General features: G+C 61.4%; 19 protein-coding genes. 10 read left to right on the forward strand and 9 right to left on the reverse strand.

Going from position 1 to position 19,545, the window contains the following annotated elements:
* Window positions 1-197: 197 nt before the first annotated feature.
* A complete protein-coding gene (locus NSJP_RS17015) occupies window positions 198-791 on the forward strand; it encodes a tetratricopeptide repeat protein (RefSeq protein ID WP_080888075.1) in 594 nt (197 codons plus the stop codon).
* Between the two features lie 6 nt (window positions 792-797).
* On the opposite strand, the gene NSJP_RS17020 is transcribed toward NSJP_RS17015, so the two are convergent.
* The 5 genes from NSJP_RS17020 to NSJP_RS17040 form a co-directional block, all read right to left on the reverse strand.
* On the reverse strand, window positions 798-1,628 hold the full coding sequence (locus NSJP_RS17020; RefSeq protein ID WP_080888076.1) for a nucleotidyltransferase family protein: 831 nt from the start codon (window positions 1,626-1,628) through the stop codon (window positions 798-800).
* 54 nt (window positions 1,629-1,682) lie between these two features.
* Window positions 1,683-2,075 carry a hypothetical protein gene (locus tag NSJP_RS17025; protein ID WP_080888077.1) on the reverse strand — a complete coding sequence of 131 codons (393 nt, stop codon included), beginning with the start codon at window positions 2,073-2,075 and terminating at the stop codon, window positions 1,683-1,685.
* An 81-nt stretch (window positions 2,076-2,156) separates the two neighbouring features.
* Complete coding sequence (locus tag NSJP_RS17030; protein WP_080888078.1) at window positions 2,157-3,332, reverse strand: class I SAM-dependent methyltransferase; 1,176 nt, start codon at window positions 3,330-3,332, stop codon at window positions 2,157-2,159.
* A gap of 177 nt (window positions 3,333-3,509) precedes the next feature.
* The gene (locus NSJP_RS17035; RefSeq protein WP_080888079.1) at window positions 3,510-4,874 is read right to left on the reverse strand and encodes a glutamate-5-semialdehyde dehydrogenase; all 1,365 of its coding nucleotides are present in this window, start codon (window positions 4,872-4,874) and stop codon (window positions 3,510-3,512) included.
* A gap of 73 nt (window positions 4,875-4,947) precedes the next feature.
* On the reverse strand, window positions 4,948-6,243 hold the full coding sequence (locus tag NSJP_RS17040; RefSeq protein WP_172834416.1) for an NTP/NDP exchange transporter: 1,296 nt from the start codon (window positions 6,241-6,243) through the stop codon (window positions 4,948-4,950).
* A gap of 107 nt (window positions 6,244-6,350) precedes the next feature.
* On the opposite strand from NSJP_RS17040, the gene ltaE reads away from it, so the two are divergent.
* From ltaE to zwf, 5 genes are all read left to right on the forward strand, one after another.
* Window positions 6,351-7,385 carry a low-specificity L-threonine aldolase gene (gene ltaE / locus NSJP_RS17045; RefSeq protein WP_172834417.1) on the forward strand — a complete coding sequence of 345 codons (1,035 nt, stop codon included), beginning with the start codon at window positions 6,351-6,353 and terminating at the stop codon, window positions 7,383-7,385.
* Between the two features lie 37 nt (window positions 7,386-7,422).
* On the forward strand, window positions 7,423-7,734 hold the full coding sequence (locus NSJP_RS17050) for a hypothetical protein (protein WP_155970368.1): 312 nt from the start codon (window positions 7,423-7,425) through the stop codon (window positions 7,732-7,734).
* A gap of 19 nt (window positions 7,735-7,753) precedes the next feature.
* Window positions 7,754-8,539 carry a lyase family protein gene (locus tag NSJP_RS17055; RefSeq protein WP_080888082.1) on the forward strand — a complete coding sequence of 262 codons (786 nt, stop codon included), beginning with the start codon at window positions 7,754-7,756 and terminating at the stop codon, window positions 8,537-8,539.
* 82 nt (window positions 8,540-8,621) lie between these two features.
* Window positions 8,622-9,515, forward strand: coding sequence for a phosphogluconate dehydrogenase (NAD(+)-dependent, decarboxylating) (gene gnd, locus NSJP_RS17060; RefSeq protein WP_080888083.1), 894 nt, complete (start codon window positions 8,622-8,624; stop codon window positions 9,513-9,515).
* A 12-nt stretch (window positions 9,516-9,527) separates the two neighbouring features.
* Window positions 9,528-11,072: a glucose-6-phosphate dehydrogenase gene (gene zwf, locus NSJP_RS17065; protein WP_080888084.1), complete on the forward strand. Its 1,545-nt coding sequence runs from the start codon at window positions 9,528-9,530 to the stop codon at window positions 11,070-11,072.
* A gap of 15 nt (window positions 11,073-11,087) precedes the next feature.
* Here the strand turns inward: zwf and NSJP_RS17070 are convergent, their stop codons facing one another.
* Window positions 11,088-11,435 carry a thioredoxin family protein gene (locus tag NSJP_RS17070; protein ID WP_080888085.1) on the reverse strand — a complete coding sequence of 116 codons (348 nt, stop codon included), beginning with the start codon at window positions 11,433-11,435 and terminating at the stop codon, window positions 11,088-11,090.
* The gene (locus NSJP_RS17075) at window positions 11,432-12,073 is read right to left on the reverse strand and encodes a GDSL-type esterase/lipase family protein (protein WP_080888086.1); all 642 of its coding nucleotides are present in this window, start codon (window positions 12,071-12,073) and stop codon (window positions 11,432-11,434) included. The genes NSJP_RS17070 and NSJP_RS17075 overlap by 4 nt, the downstream gene beginning before the upstream one ends.
* 131 nt (window positions 12,074-12,204) lie before the next feature.
* Here NSJP_RS17075 and NSJP_RS17080 point away from each other — a divergent pair, with 131 nt between their 5' ends.
* The 3 genes from NSJP_RS17080 to NSJP_RS17090 all read left to right on the forward strand — a co-directional run bounded on the left by NSJP_RS17080 (window position 12,205) and on the right by NSJP_RS17090 (window position 16,229).
* Window positions 12,205-14,001, forward strand: coding sequence for a HEAT repeat domain-containing protein (locus NSJP_RS17080; protein WP_155970371.1), 1,797 nt, complete (start codon window positions 12,205-12,207; stop codon window positions 13,999-14,001).
* Window positions 14,002-14,014: 13 nt separating this feature from the next.
* Window positions 14,015-15,577 carry an HD-GYP domain-containing protein gene (locus NSJP_RS17085; protein WP_080888088.1) on the forward strand — a complete coding sequence of 521 codons (1,563 nt, stop codon included), beginning with the start codon at window positions 14,015-14,017 and terminating at the stop codon, window positions 15,575-15,577.
* A gap of 91 nt (window positions 15,578-15,668) precedes the next feature.
* Complete coding sequence (locus NSJP_RS17090) at window positions 15,669-16,229, forward strand: OmpH family outer membrane protein (protein ID WP_080888089.1); 561 nt, start codon at window positions 15,669-15,671, stop codon at window positions 16,227-16,229.
* A 55-nt stretch (window positions 16,230-16,284) separates the two neighbouring features.
* Here the strand turns inward: NSJP_RS17090 and NSJP_RS17095 are convergent, their stop codons facing one another.
* Together NSJP_RS17095 and NSJP_RS17100 are read right to left on the reverse strand one after the other, a co-directional pair.
* Complete coding sequence (locus tag NSJP_RS17095; RefSeq protein ID WP_080888090.1) at window positions 16,285-16,653, reverse strand: rhodanese-like domain-containing protein; 369 nt, start codon at window positions 16,651-16,653, stop codon at window positions 16,285-16,287.
* Between the two features lie 28 nt (window positions 16,654-16,681).
* Complete coding sequence (locus tag NSJP_RS17100) at window positions 16,682-17,695, reverse strand: PA0069 family radical SAM protein (RefSeq protein WP_080888091.1); 1,014 nt, start codon at window positions 17,693-17,695, stop codon at window positions 16,682-16,684.
* Between the two features lie 146 nt (window positions 17,696-17,841).
* Between NSJP_RS17100 and serS the strand changes: the two genes are divergently transcribed.
* On the forward strand, window positions 17,842-19,128 hold the full coding sequence (gene serS, locus NSJP_RS17105) for a serine--tRNA ligase (protein WP_080888092.1): 1,287 nt from the start codon (window positions 17,842-17,844) through the stop codon (window positions 19,126-19,128).
* Window positions 19,129-19,545: the final 417 nt, after the last annotated feature.

The following is a 19,545-nucleotide window of genomic DNA, read 5'->3' on the forward strand; positions in this document are numbered from 1 at the left end:
CCGGCATGACATTTCAACCAACGCACGGTCGCGCGTCCGCACGTCATCGGCCGGTGAGAGCCATCCGTAGATCTCCCCGCTTGAACTTCGCGCATCAAGCTGAGTAGGATTCGGCTTTACCGCTCCGACCCATTCACTCACTCTGAGCAGGATCACTCGCGATACTGACCGGTGAAGAATGTGGTGAGATTGATTTCATGGTTAAACCATTCTATTCGCTTCACCTGCCGTGGCTGCTGTGCTGTCTGCTGACGTCCTGCGTCTTTGACGATTCGTCGCCCGACCGTTCCAGCCCCACTCTTCCTTATGAAGAGTCCACGATTTCCATTCCCGAAATCCGCAAGGCGGCCGAACAGGGTAATCCCGACGCCCAGAACCGGTTGGGCATGCTCTACAGCGAAGGCCGCGGGGTGCCTCAGGATTACATCCAGGCGAAGCAATGGTTCGACAAAGCGGCTGAGAAAGGACATCCCGGGGCCCAGGTCAATCTCGGCACCTTGTACTTCCAGGGAAACGGGGCGCCCGAAAGCGAACAGATGGCCCTCTCCTGGTTCCGCCGGGCGGCGGCGCAGGGAGACGCGCTGGCCTTTGCCAAGCTCGGCTTGATGTATGAGCAGGGCCGTGGCGTTCCCCAGGACTTCATTCAGGCGCACATGTGGTACAACCTGTCGGCGGCGCATGGGGAGAAGAGGGCGATCGAGCGCCGGGACGCGCTCACCAAACAGATGACCCCCGCCCAGGTCGCCGAAGCGCAGCGGCTGGCTCGGGAGTGGACACCAAAGCAGAAGTAGCCGGGCCTATCCCCGCCCGCCTTCGCGCATGGCCTTCGCCAGATTCTCGGGCGTGCCGATATCCAAGGGACTCTCGCCCGGCAGGTGCACGGACTGCACCGGGATACCCGCCGTCAACGCAGCCTGCAACACGACTCCCATCGCCACGTCGCCGCCCGGATCGTTTGCCTTGCTGGTCAAGCGGGAGAAATCGCGTGTGGTCTCGGGGGACCGCAGGAACCGATGAAGGAATTCCGTGAAGACTCCCGTCCATACGGCACATCCCCACCCATACGACAGCATGGTGGAGGCCGGCTTCATCTCGATGCGGCGGACCAGACCGTCCTCGTCCGTTTCCACCATGTCCCAGGTCCGCACCTCCGCAATACGATGCAGGCCCAGAACGACGGCCGCACCGGTCCGCTCTTGCCGCTGGATCAGCCTGGCGTAGACATCGGAGGGGCCGAACAGGATGTCGGGAAATCCGAATGCGATCCGGTAGCGGGACACGAGTGGATAGGCTCGATCGATCGTGTCCGGCGGGCCGAGCGAGTCGGAAATGACCACGTAGGCCATGGACATTCCCATGGAAGCCCCGTCGCGAAAATAGTTCGGGATATCCCACTTGCCCGAGCGGATCACCCAAAAAGCTTTGGCAATCCCCGCGGCTCGGAACTTGTCGAGCAAATACTCGGAGGCGACCTTCGGTCTCGCCAGACCGCTTCGCTCGTCCCGGACACACTCGATCGGCAAGAGTTCCTTGCTGCAGGGCAACGGCTGAAGCCGCGTGGCCAGGCCGGCCGCCGGAATCAGGCCAACGACTTCGCCGGCATCATCGCATGATGTCGTTTCACTCATCGAACAGCCCTCTTGACGGATCCGGCGGACACGGAACCGCCGTTCGGCGATCGCCTAGGGTTGAAACGAACGGGTCTGATGGTCTCGGTTACGGACGACCAGCGACGGACTACCGGCGTCATCCACGCTCAAAACTAACCTGGTCTTACCATCCTTGTCGCGAACGGCCACTCCGGTATCCCTCGCGATTCCCACCCACACGCCGCTGATGTCCTGCTCATCGCGAAGCTGGAGATAGGGCTGACCATCCGCTGAAAAAGCCATGACCCCTCTCGTACGGCCTTTGCCGTCGACCAACTGGAATTCCTGCGCGCGCACGACCTGAAAGGTTGTTTGATCGGACGGTTCCGCGTGGCCCGGCACACCGGTCAACGTCGACGCTGCGAAGCCGCCGATCGCGCCCGAAAGTATGCTCGCGACAATGATGCCCTTGCTCGATTGAACCATGCCTGTCCTCCTTGTGTTGAACGGCGCCTCGGCGTCGCTCCTAAATATCCAACGGATAGAACCGGCACGTGACGCGCACGATCATCCGCCGACGATTTCTTGATAGTAGGCTTCCAGCATCGCGGCGCGCGCCGGTTCGACGATCACCAGTTGGCGCCGGTCGAACGTGTTGGCACAATACACATACCGACCCTCGTCGAACTGCCCGTACTCCGCATGCAGTTGCCGTCCGTCTGCTTCGGAGCGGGTCTGTTCCCTGATGACGATACGACCACTCAACCTCTGCCAAACCGATTGCGCCGACGGATGGTGATTTTCATAGAGCGGCGCGTCAGAACCGGCTGCCGGGGGACCGGCTGACGGACTGAACGGAGACCCCTCGTCAGGCTCCGGCGTTTCGTTCCACTCCACCGTGGCATCTCCGTTTTTCCGCATCGTGTAGAACGGCCCGTCCTCGGCAACCTCCTCCACGAGGTTATAGCGGACGGGGCGAGACGGTTCGGTTTGAACCAACCCGCGCGCCGCCAGGGCCCGTTGAAACGGGACACGCCGCGACAGCTGGCGCGTCTTTTCAAGTGCGACCATGCGCCCATCCGCGGCCAGAAGCGAGCAGAGTCCGTCGAGCCGGGGACCGATCCCCGTCCGCTCCTCGAATTCCCGCTGAACGGCGGCATCCCGATCCCGTTCGAACGTCCTCCAATCGAGACTCGGCAGGCCGGGATCCTGCTCCGCCTGCACCAACGCATGGGTCGCTACTACCAGATCAACCGTCACCGACGGGCGTCGCTCCACGATGTCGAGGCACTCGAATCGAACGTTCCGCAGGCCGAGCGTCGCCGCCTGCTCTTCGGCCCGACGTACCGATGTCGTCGACCGATCAACCCCGAGGAATGAAACGTGAGGAAACCGTCTGGCGTAGAACGTCGTCAAAATACCGGGGCCGCAACCGAAGTCGAGGACCGATGCCGCGCGACCGATCCGCTCCGCGGTCAACGCTCCGACCGTCAAGTAGTACTCATACCGCTGGCTGTACAGGACCGGAAGAATTCGAGGTTCGGCCGTCGCGTCGTAAAAGGCGATTTCGGCGGCGCCGGTCCCCTGCCGCTTTTGCTCAATTTGGCGGTGAAGGATCGAGAGGTCGTCGGCGGAAAGAGTTTGCCGCTGCCAGTGGAAATAGGCCTCGTCGGAGTCGAACCGCCGAAGCTTCCAAAACTCCAAGTGCGCGTTGAGCGCTCGTTGCAGCGAGTCACCGATCATCGATCCTCAAAGCGCCTGCTCACAACGGCACCATTCTCACCCACCCACCCTGGCGCAGAGACGCGCCACTCCTCAAGCAAGGCCGCAAGGAGCAAGGACCACGAGGCGTACGCGGTGAGGGTACGTTGAGTGGTTCGAGCGACTGAGAACGCAGCCAGAGAGCGTTTCAGCAGGCGTTCATGGTCGCTTCAGCATGATGGCGTCAAAATAGGCTTCCGGAACCGGGTGCGGCAGACGCAACTGGCCGCTGCCGAACGTCACGTACTTCTCGCAGGTCAGTTGCTCGAGTCCGACCGGTCCCTTCGCATGAAGGCGCGACGTGCTGAGACCGATGTCCGCACCGAGCCCGAACCCGTCGCCTGCGTTCAGCCGAGACGACGCATTGACCATGACCGAAGCGGCATCGACCTCGCGCGTAAATCGCATGGCGGACGCGTAATTGGTGGTGGCGATGACGGCGGTCAGCACCGGTCCGTGCTGGGCGATGTGTTGCAGGGCCTCGTCCAGGCCGGTCACCATCTTGACGGCCAACAGGCGTCGTTCGAACTGCGTCGTCCAGTCTTCCTCCGCGGCCGGCTTGATGGAAGTGTGGCCGCTCATGGCCATCTGTCCCATCAATGCGATGGTCTTCGGACACCCGCGCACTTCGATCTTGAATTCATCGAGGAGCCGGTTGATGAGCGCCGCCAAAAACTGCCGGGCCACCACCTGCTGGACCAGCAGCGTGTCGAGCGCGTTCGACGCGCCGGCCAGCTGTGCTTTGGAGTTGATGGCGATGTTCTGCGCCATGGGAATATCGGTGTCGGCATCGACGTAGAGATGATTCAAGCCTCCGTCGTGACAGAGTACCGGCATCCTGGCTCCATCGAGCACCGCCTTGCGCAAGCCCGGACCGCCTCGCGGGATGATCGCGTCGAGATGTTTGCCCGCCCGAATCAGTTCGACCGCCACCTCTTTCTCCTGACGCTCCACCAGCACCCAAGCGCCCGCCGGCACGCCTTCCCCCTGCGCGGCTTCCTTGAGTCCTTTGCCGATGACCTCGTGCGTCAGCGCCCATTCCGGTGCGCCGCGGAAAATGCAGGGATTGCCCGCTTTGAGACAGAGCGCGATGGATTCGACGGTGACCAACGGCTTTCGTTCCGAAATCACGCCGATCACCCCGATGGGCACACGCACGCGCGAGACCTGTAGCCCGTCCGGCCGTTCCCATTTGGCGGTCACCGCGCCGACCGGATCGGCCGAGTCCGCAATGGTCCGAAGACGCTCCGCCATCTCCTTGATATCGTCGGCCTGAATGCGCACTCTCGCGACCGCTGCCTTGAGAGGATCCTTGTTCGATTCGCCTTCGAACGACTTGCCCAACGCATCGACGTCCCGATCGTTGGCGGCGAGGATTGCTTCGGCATCCGCTTCGATGCGGTCGGCCATGGCTCGAATAGCCTTGTCTTTGACCGGTCCAGGCAACAACGCGACGGGTGGAGCCATTTTTCTAATTTCTTTCAAGAGTTTATCGACATATATCTTCACTGGAACTTCAGGCATCGGATCCTCCGTATCCTAAGGTCTTGCTGCGCGCCGGCGAACTATAGCACGCGATTTTTCAGACAGTAAACCGTCACCCCGTCGCTTCGGAGGCGGCCGTTCCGGCCCGTCGTCTTCGATCTTCCTGTCGTGCAAGCGACCATCCCAACCAGGCCCAGCAGCAGGCGATTGGAACCAGTATCCACGAAATCTGCGCAGCCGACACCCCGAGAGCCTTCACGGCATTGACGACCCACCCGGTCACGGCATCGCCTCCACGCGAGACCGCCGTATCGATGAAGTTTTTCGCTTTGTATTTCTCCTCGCGGGTGACGACCGTGAAAAGCACCTCACGGGCCGGCTTGGAGACGGCATATTCCCCCACACGCCGAACGACCGTAAACAGCGCGTAGAACACCAGCACGGGAGCCGCCCCGATCAGGGCAAACCCTGCGGCGCTGGCGAGAGGCAGGGCGACAAGCGCCGCCGCCAATCCAAGCCGGCCGATCACCTGGCCGGTGACGAACAGCTGCGTCAGGAACGTGATGACATTGACGGCAAGATCGATCGTGGCGAAGAGTCTGGTACGGCCCTCCGGAGAGGGAATCTGCTCGCTGACCAGCCGCGTTTGCTCCAGATAGAGAAACGTCGCCGTCGTGGTGAGGCAAAACAGATAGAGACAGATCCCCAGCAAATACGGCGAGGAGACGGCCAGTCGAACTCCCTCCCACATGCCGCCTCCGAGCGGGTGGCCAGACTGAACGCCCTGGACTCCCGGTCGGGCCGACGCCCATTCGTGCAGGCGGTAGATACAGAACCCGCAGCCGGCGAGAAATCCCGCCGACACCAGCATCAGCCACGGGATGGGCGCCAGATAGGTGACGGTCGCGGCCAAGACCGGCCCGCACATGGCGCCCGTACTGCCTCCGGCGGCGATCACCGCGAACAACCTGGCTCCTTGAGAAGGCGTAAAGAGGTCGGCCATGAAGCTCCAAAATACCGAGACGACGAACAGGTTGAAGACGGACAGCCAGACGAAGAACATGCGCGCGACCCACGAGGGCGTCGTGTGGCTGATCATGAGCAGAAAAAAGCCGATGAGATTGGCCCCGAAAAACGTATAGACGCTCAGCAGCAGGCGATTGCGTGGCACATGGGAGGAGAGATAGCCGAACAACGGCGTCACGACCAGCAGCGTGACAAACGTGGCAGTCATCATCCAGGGAAGATGCTGGACACCGCCTTCGATCGCCATCTCGTCCCGCACCGGACGAAGAATGTAGTACCCGCACAGCAGGCAGAAAAAGTAGAAGAACGACCATGCCACCGGCACGATCTCCTCGGATTCCGCCCCGGTTACGGCTTGAATGGTCGAGCGCAGATGCGTCACAGGGCGGCATCCTGACGGGCGCGCTCCGAGGGTGCAAGCGGAAAATCGACGGACGAGGGTCGGACCGGGACTTTTTTCCCGCCCTCCGCTGTGGTATGCACTCAGGGATGACGTTGATCGACCTTCGCAGCGACACGGTGACCAAACCGACCACGGCGATGCGGAAAGCCATGGCACAGGCCGACGTCGGCGACGACGTCTATGGAGAGGATCCGACCGTCAACAAGCTTCAGGATGCCGTCGCGGCCCTACTCGGGAAAAAGGCCGCCCTCTTCGTCCCCTCCGGCACCATGGCCAATCAGTTGGCCATCCGCGTGCACACGCAGCCGGGGCAGGAAGTCATCGCGGAAAGCAAGGCCCACATCGTCCGGTATGAGCAGGGAGCGGCCGCCGCCCTCTCGGGCGTGCAACTGCACTGCATCCCCGGAGACCGCGGGCTCGTGGGCGCCGATCTCGTCGAAGCCGCGATCCGGCCGAGCGATCCCCACACCGTTCGAACCGCGCTGATCTGCCTCGAAAACACACACAACGGCGGCGGCGGCACGATCTATCCCCTCTCGACAATCGAACGGATCAGAGCCGTCGCCGTAGACCGCCGGATCCCGATGCATCTGGACGGTGCGAGGTTGTTCAATGCGGTGACGGCAACCACGCTGCCGGCCGCATCCTATGCCCAGCATTTCGAAACCGTTTCACTCTGCCTGTCGAAGGGATTGGGCGCGCCGGCCGGCTCGCTCCTTGCGAGCAACGACCTCGCGCTCATCGAGCGGGCCCGCCGGTTCAGGAGAATGTACGGAGGCGCCATGCGCCAAGCCGGCGTGCTCGCCGCCGCCGGACTCTATGCGTTGGAACATCACGTCGCGCGTCTGAAGACGGACCATGACAATGCCAAACGCCTCGCCAGGCGGCTTCAGCACATTCCCGCCATCACGATCAGTCCGCAGCACGTCGAGACGAACATCATCGTCTTCGACGTCCCGGGCCATCGCCTCGCGCCCGCCGCGCTCGTCGCGGCCCTCAAGCAGGAAGGCGTGCTGATCAACGCGGTCGGCGGAACGAGTTTCCGCGCCGTGACCCATCTGGACGTCTCGACGGAGGCGATCGATCAAGCCGCCGACGTCTTCGCACGCGTACTCAGGTGACCACCGCGCATTGACAGTGCCGCCACCCAAATCTAGAATGCCTGACGTCGATGCGGCCGGACTCGAAGATACCGAATCTATCCGCCGCACCGACGCACTCTCGAAGCCGAAAGGAATCATGCCGCCGCTGGAAGCCGTGTCCTTCGCCCAGATCAGCCGAATCCTCGAATTGACCGACCGTCTCGGCCTGAACCGTGAATGGGTGGAAATTCCTCTTTCTCCTGAACGACCCGGCCTCGTACGGCGACTGACAAATGGAAAGCTTGAGATCGTGGTCGACGCGGACGAACCGTTCGAACACTGGCTCGCTTCCCTCGAAACACGCATTCTCGAGACCCAGCGATCATAAGAAACCGAGGCCGTACGTGATGGACACCGACCCAACCAAGACACTGCCGAGCCGTGAAGAGCTGCAGGCCGAACTCCTGGACGTTCCCGAACCGCCCGAGCAGCCGGAGCCGGTCGATGAACCGGGATTCGAAGAACTCGTACAACTGGCGCTGCGCCATGCGAAGGGACGCAGAGGGGGCGATCTCGTCAGCGTCATCCTCATCGGTTCCGGGGCCCGGCGCTCCGTCACGGCGCACAGCGATATCGACCTGATCGCGTTGGTCAAGGGTCAGGCCGATGCGCACGAGATCGTGCGGGTCGCGGCCCGGCTGGCGGACATCCGCTATTATGGACATCGGGATCTGGAAGACGAACTCGCCTATTCGCCCCGCCTGCCCCCGCTTCTGCGCAAGAGCCGGATCTTGTTCGACCATGACGCGATCGGCGCCAAACTGATCGATCGGGCCAACCAGCGGTTCCGCCAGGGACCGGCTCCCTCCAGCGTCAACGAACAAATTCGCCTGAAGGCGCAGTGCCTGCACTGGCTCGGCAAAGCCCAGGATCTGGCGGACAAGCCCGCCACGGCCAATTATCTGATGATGATGTTCTTCGACGAATACTCGAATGCGTTCTTTCGTCTGAAGGGCCTGTGGTTGACTCCCCCGGCCGATCTGCTGCGCTTCATCTCGTCCCGCGATCAATCCCTGGGTGAATTGGTCGGCAAGTTTCTTACCGCGGGCACCCTTCCGGAGCGACTGAATATCGGGCGTGACTTGGCGGATCTGCTGTTCCGGGAGGTGCCGAACCCCGCCAGAATCGACTGACGGCGCGACACCGTCCCGCCGCACGGCACGCACGGCGTCGGCTCATCGACGGCCGATCCCGCGAACGAACAACGAGAAGATCATGGAGCTGGGATTCATCGGGCTCGGGAAGATGGGCATGAACATGGTGACCCGTCTGCGCCGCGATCAACACCGCGTGGTGGTCTACGATCGTTCGGCCGACCTGGTCAGCCAGGCCACGACGCACGGCTGCATCCCCGCCTCCTCGCTCGCCGACCTCACCGCACAATTGAATGCGCCGAGAGCCGTCTGGTGCATGGTGCCGGCCGGAGCGCCGACCGAAGAGACGATTCGGGCGCTCGGAACCCTGCTGAAATCCGGCGACACGATCATTGACGGAGGCAACACGAACTTCCATGACGACGTCCGCCGGGCCGACGAGCTCAAGGGCAAAGGCATCGCCTACCTCGACGCGGGAACCAGCGGCGGCGTCTGGGGCCTCGAGGCGGGATATTGCCTGATGGTGGGAGGAGACAAGGCGGCGGTGGAGCGCCTCGCGCCCGTCTTCACGACCCTGACTCCCGAAAACGGATGGGCTCACATGGGCGCCGTGGGATCCGGACATTACGTCAAGATGGTGCATAACGGTATCGAGTACAGCATGATGCAGGGATATGCCGAGGGGTTCGAATTGATGTCGAAGAGCGACTATCGCCTCGATTTGCCCCGCATCGCCGACTTGTGGATGCAAGGGAGCGTCGTCCGGTCCTGGTTGTTGGAATTGGCCGCCGGCGCCCTCAAGGAAAATCCCAAGCTGGATCATCTCAAGGGCTTCGTGCAGGACTCGGGGGAAGGGCGCTGGATGATCGCGGATGCCATCGAAAAGGGAGTGCCGGTTCCGACGCTGGCCTCCGCCCTCTTCACCCGGTTCCGCTCCCGTCAGGACGATTCATTCGCGGAAAAGATGCTGGCGGCTCTGCGCAACGCATTCGGCGGACACGCGGTCAAACGGTAACCGGTCTTTGCCATGTCTCCTGTCGTCAAGAAACTCGACGCCAAGCCGGCTCCGGAAAGCCCGTCGCCTACCGAACCCTGTACGCTGGTGATCTTCGGCGGATCGGGAGACCTGGCCCGGCGCCGACTGATTCCGGCTCTGTATAATTTGCTCCTGGACGGACTGCTCCCCGAGAAGTTTGCGGTGCTGGGGCTCGGACGCCGGAGGATGTCGGATGAGGAATACCGATCGTCGCTGCGGGAAGGCGTCGAGAAATTTTCACGCCAGGCGCTCGACGAAGCGAAGTGGGCATCCTTCGCCGAACATCTCTTCTACCTGGCCGGAGAGAACGACGCTCCCGACACCTTCACCGCGTTGAGACGGCGCGCCGAAGAACTGGAGCGGACCTTCGACCTGCCGGGCAACCGTATTTTCTATCTGAGCATTCCACCCAGCTCGTTCACGGCCGTCTGCGAAGGGCTCGCCCAGGCCGGACTCGCCACTCCTCTGTCCAAGGCCCCGCCCTACTCGCGCATTATCGTGGAGAAGCCGGTGGGCCGGGACCTGAACTCGGCCAAAGAGATCAATGCCGTGACCGGCCGCGTGTTCGACGAATCCCAAATCTTCCGAATCGACCACTATCTCGGCAAAGAGACCGTACAGAATCTCATGGTCGTCCGGTTCGCCAACAGCATCTTCGAGCCGGTGTGGAACCACAAATATATCGACCACGTACAGATCACGGTCAGCGAGGCGGAGGGAGTCGGTACCCGCGCCTCCTATTATGAAGAAGCCGGGGCCCTGCGCGACATGGTGCAGAACCACATTCTGCAGCTCCTCTGCCTGGTCGCGATGGAGCCGCCCTACTCGCTCGATCCGGACGTCGTCCGCAACGCCAAGATGGAAGTGCTCCGATGTCTGCGCCCCATCGTCGGCGACGATCTCAAGCGCTGCACGGTCCGCGCGCAGTATGCGGCGGGCACGATTCAGGGCCGGGCGGTTCCAGACTATCGCCGCGAGAAGGGGGTGAACCCGAACAGTACGACGGAAACCTACGTCGCGCTCAAATGTTTCGTCGAAAACTGGCGTTGGTCGGGCGTGCCGTTCTATCTGCGGACCGGCAAGGCGCTGCCGTCGAGGGCCAGCGAGGTCGCCGTCCAATTCAAGGAAATCCCGCGGATCTTGTTCAACGCCGACGTGCAGCAACCGCAGCCGCCGAACGTATTGACGCTCCGGATCCAGCCCGAAGAAGGCTTGTCGCTCCGGATCGTGTCGCGGGTGCCCGGCACGAGAGAGCAGACCGTGCCGGTGGAAATGGAATTTCGCTACGGTGAAGTGTTTGGACAGGCGTCGCCGGAAGCCTACGAACGATTGCTGCTCGACGTCATGACGGGGGATGCATCGCGATTCATGCGGCGCGATGCCGTCGAAGCCTCGTGGGCTTGGATTACCACGATCTTGGAAGGTTGGCAGCAGCAAGGCTCCCGCCGGCTGCCGGAATACCGGCCCGGGACCTGGGGCCCGGCGGAAGCGGACCGACTGATCGAGGAAGACGGAAGGCTCTGGCGCACGCTCTGACGAGGCAGGTTCCTGTCAGGAGTCCAAATCCCCCGCTCCATGCGCATCGAGGAGCGTGGTCAACTGCGCGAGTAAGGCCTCCCTGGTGCCGATCCCGCCGATGAACCGATCAAATCGGCCCCTTCGATAGAGTGCCAGCACGGGAAGCGACGAGATCTCCAGCTCGGCTGGGATCTGATGGTTCTCCTCCACATTCATCTTAACGACGAGCAGCTTGCCCGCCGTTTCCTCCTGCACTCCGACGAGCTGGCGCAGCAAGGCACGACAGCTTCCGCAACCGGGCTTCCAGAATTCCACCAATACGGGCACAGTCGCTTCTTCCACCAGGCGATCGAACGTTCGATCCGTGACATCGGTGATCATGTGCCGCGCCCCGGAGCATCGGGACAGACCCGCTGGAATACCCGGTCGAACAGCAACTCGGCGAACCGCCGATATCCCGCCGTCGTCAGATGCAGCCCGTCGTTCGAATAGGACGCCGCAAGCCGCCCCGTGTCGGGCTCGGCCGTCTCAGTAAACAGATCGACGGCGATGAGCTGTTTGGAGTGGGCATACGCCAGGATCAGCTCGTTCAACTGCCGGCGCCGCTGCAGATGATCTTCGATCCAGGCTGCCGCGTCCGGCGCACCTCCGGCGTCCTCGATCCGAACGGACGGCACCGTGACCGGCACCGGAATGATCTGTTCGGCGCGCGACAGTTCGTACATGGTGAGCAGATTCCGCATGATGTCCGACGGCTTGGCGTTCCATCCGAGATCGTTGGTGCCGCCAAGGATCACCACGTAGCCCGGCCGGTGTGCCAGCACGTCCTGCCGGAATCGCATCGCCATTTCACTGGTCAGCTCTCCGCAGTTGCCGCTCACGCGAACCTGACTCGACGCACCCAGCCATCCCTGCAGAAACTCTCCGTACGGCGTGTCCCGTCCGGTCGGATGGGTGCGGGTGGGCGATTGAAATCCAGCCGTCAAACTGTCCCCGAAGCAGATGATGAGCTGCGCCATGCCGACCTCCGACGGCGGAGTCTACCGTTCCGCTGAAAAGGCCGCAACCATTCGCATGCCGTGGTGAAATTTCAGGAAAAGAATGGTGATTTTCTTGACGAAATCAGGGATGACGGATAGGTGTACAAGATATGTCCGATCTCCAACGAGCCCAGGAAATAATGGCGGCGGCCATGGCCACCAAGGCCGCCGACGACCCGGAGATCGGCTCCCTCAAACGTGTTCTCAAACTCCTGGACAAGACCGCCAAATCGAACCGGACCTACGGGTCGAACAATCCCGTCGCCCAGAAGTTTTCCCAGCAATTATTCGAGGAGATTTCCACTCACCTCTCCAACTACACCAAACTGACCGTTCTCGTCCAACGATCGGCATTAGTGTGCCGTGACCAAATCGTCTACCAGCCAGAATCCGACGGCGGCAGCGAGAGCATTGCCTTCAAGCTGTACTCGGACGGCGTTCGGGAAGTCGCGCTGTCGCAAGGCATGACCCAGGAAGAGTTGAGCTATTTTCTCGACTCGCTCTGGGGAAACAACGAACCAGGAGCGGAAGACGATGATATCGTCACACGCCTATGGTCCAAGAATCTCTCCACCGTCACGCTGGTGACGGCCGAGGAGGTGGCCAAGGCCTCGGGCGGCCATGAAGGCTTTCTCGTCCTGGACGCCGGCATGTCGTCCGAATCCACCTTGCGAGAACTGCTGGATCGGGAGCGAGCCAGAACCAAGTCTCGGGAATCTAGCACGGCAGCCGGCGCTGCCTCGGCCGGCGCCGAAGGCAGCAGACGACTCTTTAAGTCGAACCTCATCGGTTACGAGGTGACCGACGAGGAGATCGCGACGTTGGCCAAGGAAATCGACGCGGAAACAAAGCGGGACGCCACGCTCTACGTGCTGGACATGGCGACCGCCATCCTGGCGTCGGAAAAATCCTCCGTGCTGCTGACGAAACTCCTCGGGCTGTGGGGCAGCGTCGTGGATTCTTTGCTGGCGCAGGGACGGTGGACCATCCTGGAAAACGTTTTGGGCGTGCTTCACGACACGGGAGCGGTCCGTCCGGACCTCAGCGACGAGCACAAGGCGCAACTGACCGCCCTCTTCAACGGTCTGGGACAGCCGGAACGGTTGAAGGCGATTGAATCCTATTTGAACAGGACGGCCGGAGCGGATACCGAAGGGCTGTCGACGATCCTGCTCATGATGAAGCCCGATGCAATCCAGGGTATCTGCGGGCTGATGGCGGTGCTGGAGTCACCGGCCCATCAGGCCATCGTCGCCGACACCTTGCTGACGCTTGCCAAAGACCATCCGGAATCCCTGCTGCGGGGGCTGTCAGACCGCCGGCCTATCTATGTGCGGAACCTGATCGCCATCCTCGTCAAGCTGAACAATCCGCGCTTCCTCGAATCCATCGAGAAGCTGGTCCGATACCCGGACGCGCAAGTACGCAAGGAGGTCATCAGGGCCATGAGCGTATTCCGACCGAACGGCAACGGCGCCAAACTGGTGACCTTCGCCACGGATGCCGACGAAAGTGTCCGTGTAGCCGCCTTCAAGCTGCTCATGTCGGGGCAATATACGGCCCCATTCTCGCTCTGGTCTCCCATCGTCTCCTCCGAGGAATTCATGGAGCGTTCGTTGAGCGAACGCCGGCTCATCTACCACGCGGTCCGCGCCACCTGCGGCGACGAAGCGATTCCTCATTGGTCGCAGCTCTTTACGGAATGGCATTTTGCGAACCGGAAGAAAAAGGAAGAGTTGGCGCTCCTGGCCGCGGAGGCCATGGGCAAACTCGGAACCCCGGCCGCCGTCGCCGCCTTGGAGCTCGGGCAGAAGAAAGGGGCCGCCGGCGTACGGCAGGCCTGCGCCATGGCGCTGACCCACATCAACAAACACCGGGGCAAACCGCCGATAGCGGCCGCCTCGTGAGGAGCATCCCGTCGTGAGCGATCCCAAACCCGCCGAGACCCAAGCCTCCGGCGATCAACTCCAGCCGTTTTTGACTCACGAGAAATCCCTCTCGCACAAGATCGCCCAGGGGTCGGAGGCCGGGGATATTCTCGACCAGCAGATGGTGATGCTGGGATTCCAGCTCATCACCCAGCTGAATACGCTGATCAAGACCTCCCGCATTCATGGCCGTACGAACTCGGCGCTGGACAAGCCGGTCGAGGCGATGCTGACGATCGTCCACACGCTGACGCACGATCAACCGGTGACGCTCCGGCTCCAAAACGATTTTCTGTTTCTGGGCGACAGCCACCTCAAAGTCAACGCCCAACAGATGACCGTAGTCTCCAGCGTCATCGACGCGATGAACAAGTGGAAGATCGGCGGCTTTACGTTCACCGCCTCGGTCTCCTCCAAGGATCTCAGAGAATTCGCCCATCTGTTCGTCACGCTCGACCCAATGGCCAAGACGGTCGAGGACTTTCGGCAGGAACTCAAGCAGCTCGGCATCGGGAGCGTCGAGATCGAAGACCCCCGTGAGCTCGTCCTGAAAGAAGACGCCGGTACGACCGGGGCCCCTCCCTCGCAAGCCGAACAGAAGGAGCAGCACAAAGCCAACGCCAAATCGGCCTATGGGAAGGCGGCGGGCGCCCTCGGGCACCTGTCCCAATCCGCGCGCGACGGAGGGACGCTCAACTTCAAGCAGGCCAAACGGGCGATTCAGAACATCGTCGACCTGATGATGCACGACGAGTCCACCCTGCTCGGCCTCACCAATCTGCGCTGCCACGACCAATATACGCACAATCACTCGGTCAACGTGGCGTTGCTTTCGATGGCGCTGGGCAACCGCGCCGGGTATCCGAAAGCCGAACTGGCCGACCTCGGCATGGCCGCCCTTTTCCACGACGTCGGAAAATGCGCCATTTCACTCGACGTGCTGAACAAACCGGGCGAGTTCAGCAAGGAAGAGTGGGACATCATGCGGACGCATCCTACGGAAGGCGTGCTGACGCTCATCCAGCTACGCGGCCTCGGCAACGTCCCGGCCCGCATGGCCTCGGCCTCGTTCGAACATCACATGAACTTCGACTTTTCCGGTTACCCGAAACTGGCGGTACCCTGGACGCAGAGTCTCTCCAGCCGCATCGTCACGATCGCCGACTGTTACGATGCGATGACGTCCTCGCGGGTCTACCGCCGGGAGCCGATGTCGCCGGCGAACGTCTTGAAGTTCATGTTCAACAAGAGCGGACAATCCTTCGATCCGGTACTGCTGAAGCTGTTCGTCAATTGCGTGGGCATCATCCCGATCGGCAGCTTGGTCATGCTGGAGTCCGATGAATTGGCCGTGGTGATCAAGACGCCCGCGGACAAGGCCAATGCCGAGCGCCCGGTCGTGAAAATCATCGCCGATGTCCAAGGCAATCTCAAAGAGGACGGGGCGGACGTGGATCTGAGCCTCCAAGACGAAACCGGCGCCTACCCGAACAGCATCCTGCGTCTGGTCGACAACACGGAATATAAGTTCGATACCAGCCGGTATTTCGTCTAGCAAGATCCGCTCCCTTGACAGCGTGCTGCGCCCCCGCTATTCTCGCCAGTTGAGTTCGGCATCGGCTTCTCACCATCAAGGAGTTCCCTATATGTCTAGACCGACCACTCTGATGCGGCAGGCGGTGCTTCCGTTCTGCGCCGCAGCCCTGCTCTGTCTCTCTTCGGTCCCGGCGGGTGCGGCCGAAGCATTCAAGATGGGCGTCATCGATCCTCAGAGCGTATTGGAAAAATCCAAGGCGGGCCGGCGCGCCCTCGACGGGCTTAAGGAATATGTCTCGACCCGTCAGAAGCTTCTGTCTCGCGATGAAGAGGAATTGCGAAATACCGAAAAGACGCTGAAAGAATCGGCCTCGAAGTTCAGCGAGGCGGAAAAGAAGGAAAAGGAAACGCAGTTTCGAAGCAAGATCCAGGACTATCAGAAGCGCGCGCAGGAGTTTAATCAGGAACTGCAGGGAAAGCAGAAGCAACTCGTCGATGAATACATGAAGAAGATCGCCGCCGCGACCCAGACGGTCGCGGAAAAGGGCGGCTTCTCCCTGGTCGTCGACAAGGGCAGCGAGCAGACCGTCAAGATCGTCATCTATAACAAGGACACGATCGACATCACCGAGCAGGTGATCAAAGAATTCGACCGGGTCAATCCCAAGTAGCAACCGGCGGCGCCTGACGGGACCGCCGATTCGGAGACCCCGTTACGGCGCCACGCTACGACCCCATGGGGTAGCCGGCCTCCTTCCACGCCTTGATCCCCCCGTCCATCGACGTCACGTTCGAGTATCCCATCTGTACCAGCGCATCCGCGGCCAGTACCGATCGAAACCCTCCGCCGCAATAAAGAATGATCGCGGCATTCTTGTCAGGCACGATCGTTTCGATGTCGCGCTCAATGATGCCTTTCCCGAGATGGCGGGCGCCCTTCGCATGGGTCTGTTGAAATTCGTTGTCCTCCCGCACGTCGATGAAGTGCGCGACCTCGCCGCGGTCCACACGGTTCTTGGCCTCGGCTACCGTGCATTCCTTCACCCGGCGGCGCGCGTTCTCCACCAGTCTTAGAAACGATTCGTTGTGTTTCATGCCGGCTCCTTGTGATGCTGATGATGACTCAAAATAGCACAGTCTGGGCCGCCTCGGGACGACGAAACGTCCGCGGAACCGTCTCGTGGTCGAGAGGGAAAAATCCCGCTTTCCGCTTGGATAGCGCGAACAGCTGTTCCACCATGTTCCAGTAGGTGCCGGTGCCGTGGTGACGACGGAAGTAAGCGCCGTCGGTCATCGCGCCCGAACGGACTTCCTGGATACGGTGGACGATCTTCGCCTTCCGATCTGGAAACGCCTCACCGACTCTCTGGAGGAACACGTCCTCGACCGGACCGGAGAGACGCACCAGCGTCGACATGGCTTCGGTCGCGCCGGCTTCCCTGGCGCGTTCGAGCAGCTCCGGAATATCCTCGTCGTTCAAACCGGGGATGATCGGAGATACCGAGATGCCGGTGGAAATACCGGCATCTCTCAGCGCGGCCATGGCCTCGAATCGCTTGCGGCTCGAAGGGGCATGCGGTTCGATCTGGCGGGCCACGGCATCGTCCGCGAACGGGATGCTGAAATAGACCCGGACCCACGCGTCCCGTCGAAGCCGCTCGAGCACATCCAGGTCGCGAAGCACCAGCACCCCTTTCGTGATGATGCCCACGGGGTTTCTGTATTCCGCACACACATGAAGGCAGGATCGGGTGAGTTCGAACGACGCCTCCGCCGGCTGATAACAGTCGGTGTTTCCGGAGAAGACGATGATGTCCCCGTCCCAGGACGGTTTGTCGAACGCCCGCCGGAGCAGCGCCGGCGCCTCCCGTTTGACCACGATCTTGGATTCGAAATCAGTCCCGGCGCCAAACCCCCAGTACTCGTGAGTCGGTCGCGCGTAGCAATAGGCGCAGGCATGGAAACAGCCCCGATAGGGATTGAGGCTCCACCGAAACGAGAGGTCCGGACTGTCGTTGCGGCTCAGGATTTCCCTTGTCGCATCCTCAAACATCTGAAGCCGGCTGGTGGGAGCGGGTTCGAGATACTCCCGATGACGGGATTCGAAGGGATTGGGTGGGTTGGACATGGCACGCATGAACCATCGTCGCTTTCCGGGGCAGGCGCTGTCAACCGGAGCGAAGCACGGGTCGCGAGTCAGAACCTGCCACCGAACCGGCCCATTGATTGACTCCCACCGACCTCGATGCTAGATTCGTCCCGTTCGCAGGATCTCCCCATTCCATGCACGATCTACGTCTCCTTCGCGATCAACTCGACGACATCCGCGCACAGCTTGGCGCGCGAGGAAATGACGTGCAATGGGACAGCCTTCGAAAGCTCATCGACGAACGTCGAACGCTCACCGCCTATGTGGAACAGTTGCGCCATGAGCTCAAAAAAGGCTCGGACGCGGTCGCGCAGCTCAAACGATCCAAACAACCAGCGGACGAAGCCATTGCGTCCATGAAGGCCGTCGGCGAGCGCATCGGCCAGGGCGAGACGGATTTGCGGCAGGTCGAGGATGCGCTGAAGGACTTGGCGCTGCGCATTCCCAACATCCCCCACTCCACGGTGCCTTCCGGCAAAGAGGCGGCGGACAATGTGGAAGTCCGCCGGATAGGCTCGCCTCCCTCGTTCACTGCCCGTCCGTACAGCCACTGGGAGCTCGGCGAATCGCTCGGGATTCTCGACTTCGAGCGAGCGGCCAAGATCGCCGGAGCGCGGTTCGCGGTCCTCACGGGAGCGGGAGCCAGGCTGGAGCGGGCCTTGATCAACTTCATGCTCGACTTGCACACGGCCCAACACGGCTACCGGGAGGTGCTGCCACCCTTCATGGTCAACCGGTCGGCAATGACCGGCACGGGGCAGCTGCCCAAGTTCGAAGAAGACCTGTTTCGGCTTTCCGAAGAAGACTACTTTCTCATTCCGACCGCGGAGGTGCCGCTCACCAACCTGCACCGCGAGGAAATCCTGAACGAAGCGCAGCTGCCGATCCGGTACACGGCCTATACGCCCTGTTTTCGACGAGAGGCGGGATCCTACGGGAAGGACACGAAGGGCCTCATTCGTCTGCATCAATTCAACAAGGTGGAACTCGTCGCCTTTACGATGCCTCAGGAATCCTCAACGGAATTGGAACGGCTGACGGGCCATGCGGAATCCATCCTGCAACAGCTCGGGCTTCATTACCGCGTCATGTTACTCTGCAGCGGCGACATGGGATTCTCCTCCGCCAAGACCTACGACATCGAGGTCTGGCTCCCCTCGCAAAATCAGTTTAGGGAGATTTCTTCCTGCAGCAACTTCGAAGGATTTCAGGCAAGACGGGCCGGCATCCGGTTCAAGGGTGCCGCCGGCAAGAAAGACGCCAGGACCGAATTCGTGCACACTCTCAACGGTTCGGGCCTCGCCGTCGGCCGCACGGTGGTCGCCATCATGGAAAACTATCAGCAGCCGGACGGCTCGGTACTGATTCCTCCGGTCTTGAGACCATACATGGGAGGTCTGGAACGGATCAGCCGTGAATAGCCTGCCGGAAGCCGTGCCCAGATGAGGTACACCGGAACAATGTACTTTTCATCGTCAGGGACATCGAAGGCAGTGAAAATGAACCCGGCTGGCAGAGGGCTGGAATTAAGCAGCTGGTCGGTGCTGATCGACGTCTCGAACCCGATGGTCCGTATAGAATCGCTTGTTGCAGACTTTACAACGCCATGGGAAGAGACCGAATAGTCCACGGATGAAGTCCTGCCAGTGCCGCCGGCTACAGCGGTAACAGGACGGAGACGCGCATAACGGACAGCTCACCCCATTTCCGAATACCTGTCGGCTTCTCATGGCGGTGCCTTTTGGCGTGAATCTGAACATACCGACCAAGACTACCTCGCATCCTGGATCTGTCAACTATAAGTGAAGTTATACGCATGGGATTCCCCTCATTCTTCC

The organism is Nitrospira japonica (genome assembly GCF_900169565.1).
In the GTDB taxonomy this organism is placed as follows: domain Bacteria; phylum Nitrospirota; class Nitrospiria; order Nitrospirales; family Nitrospiraceae; genus Nitrospira_C; species Nitrospira_C japonica_A.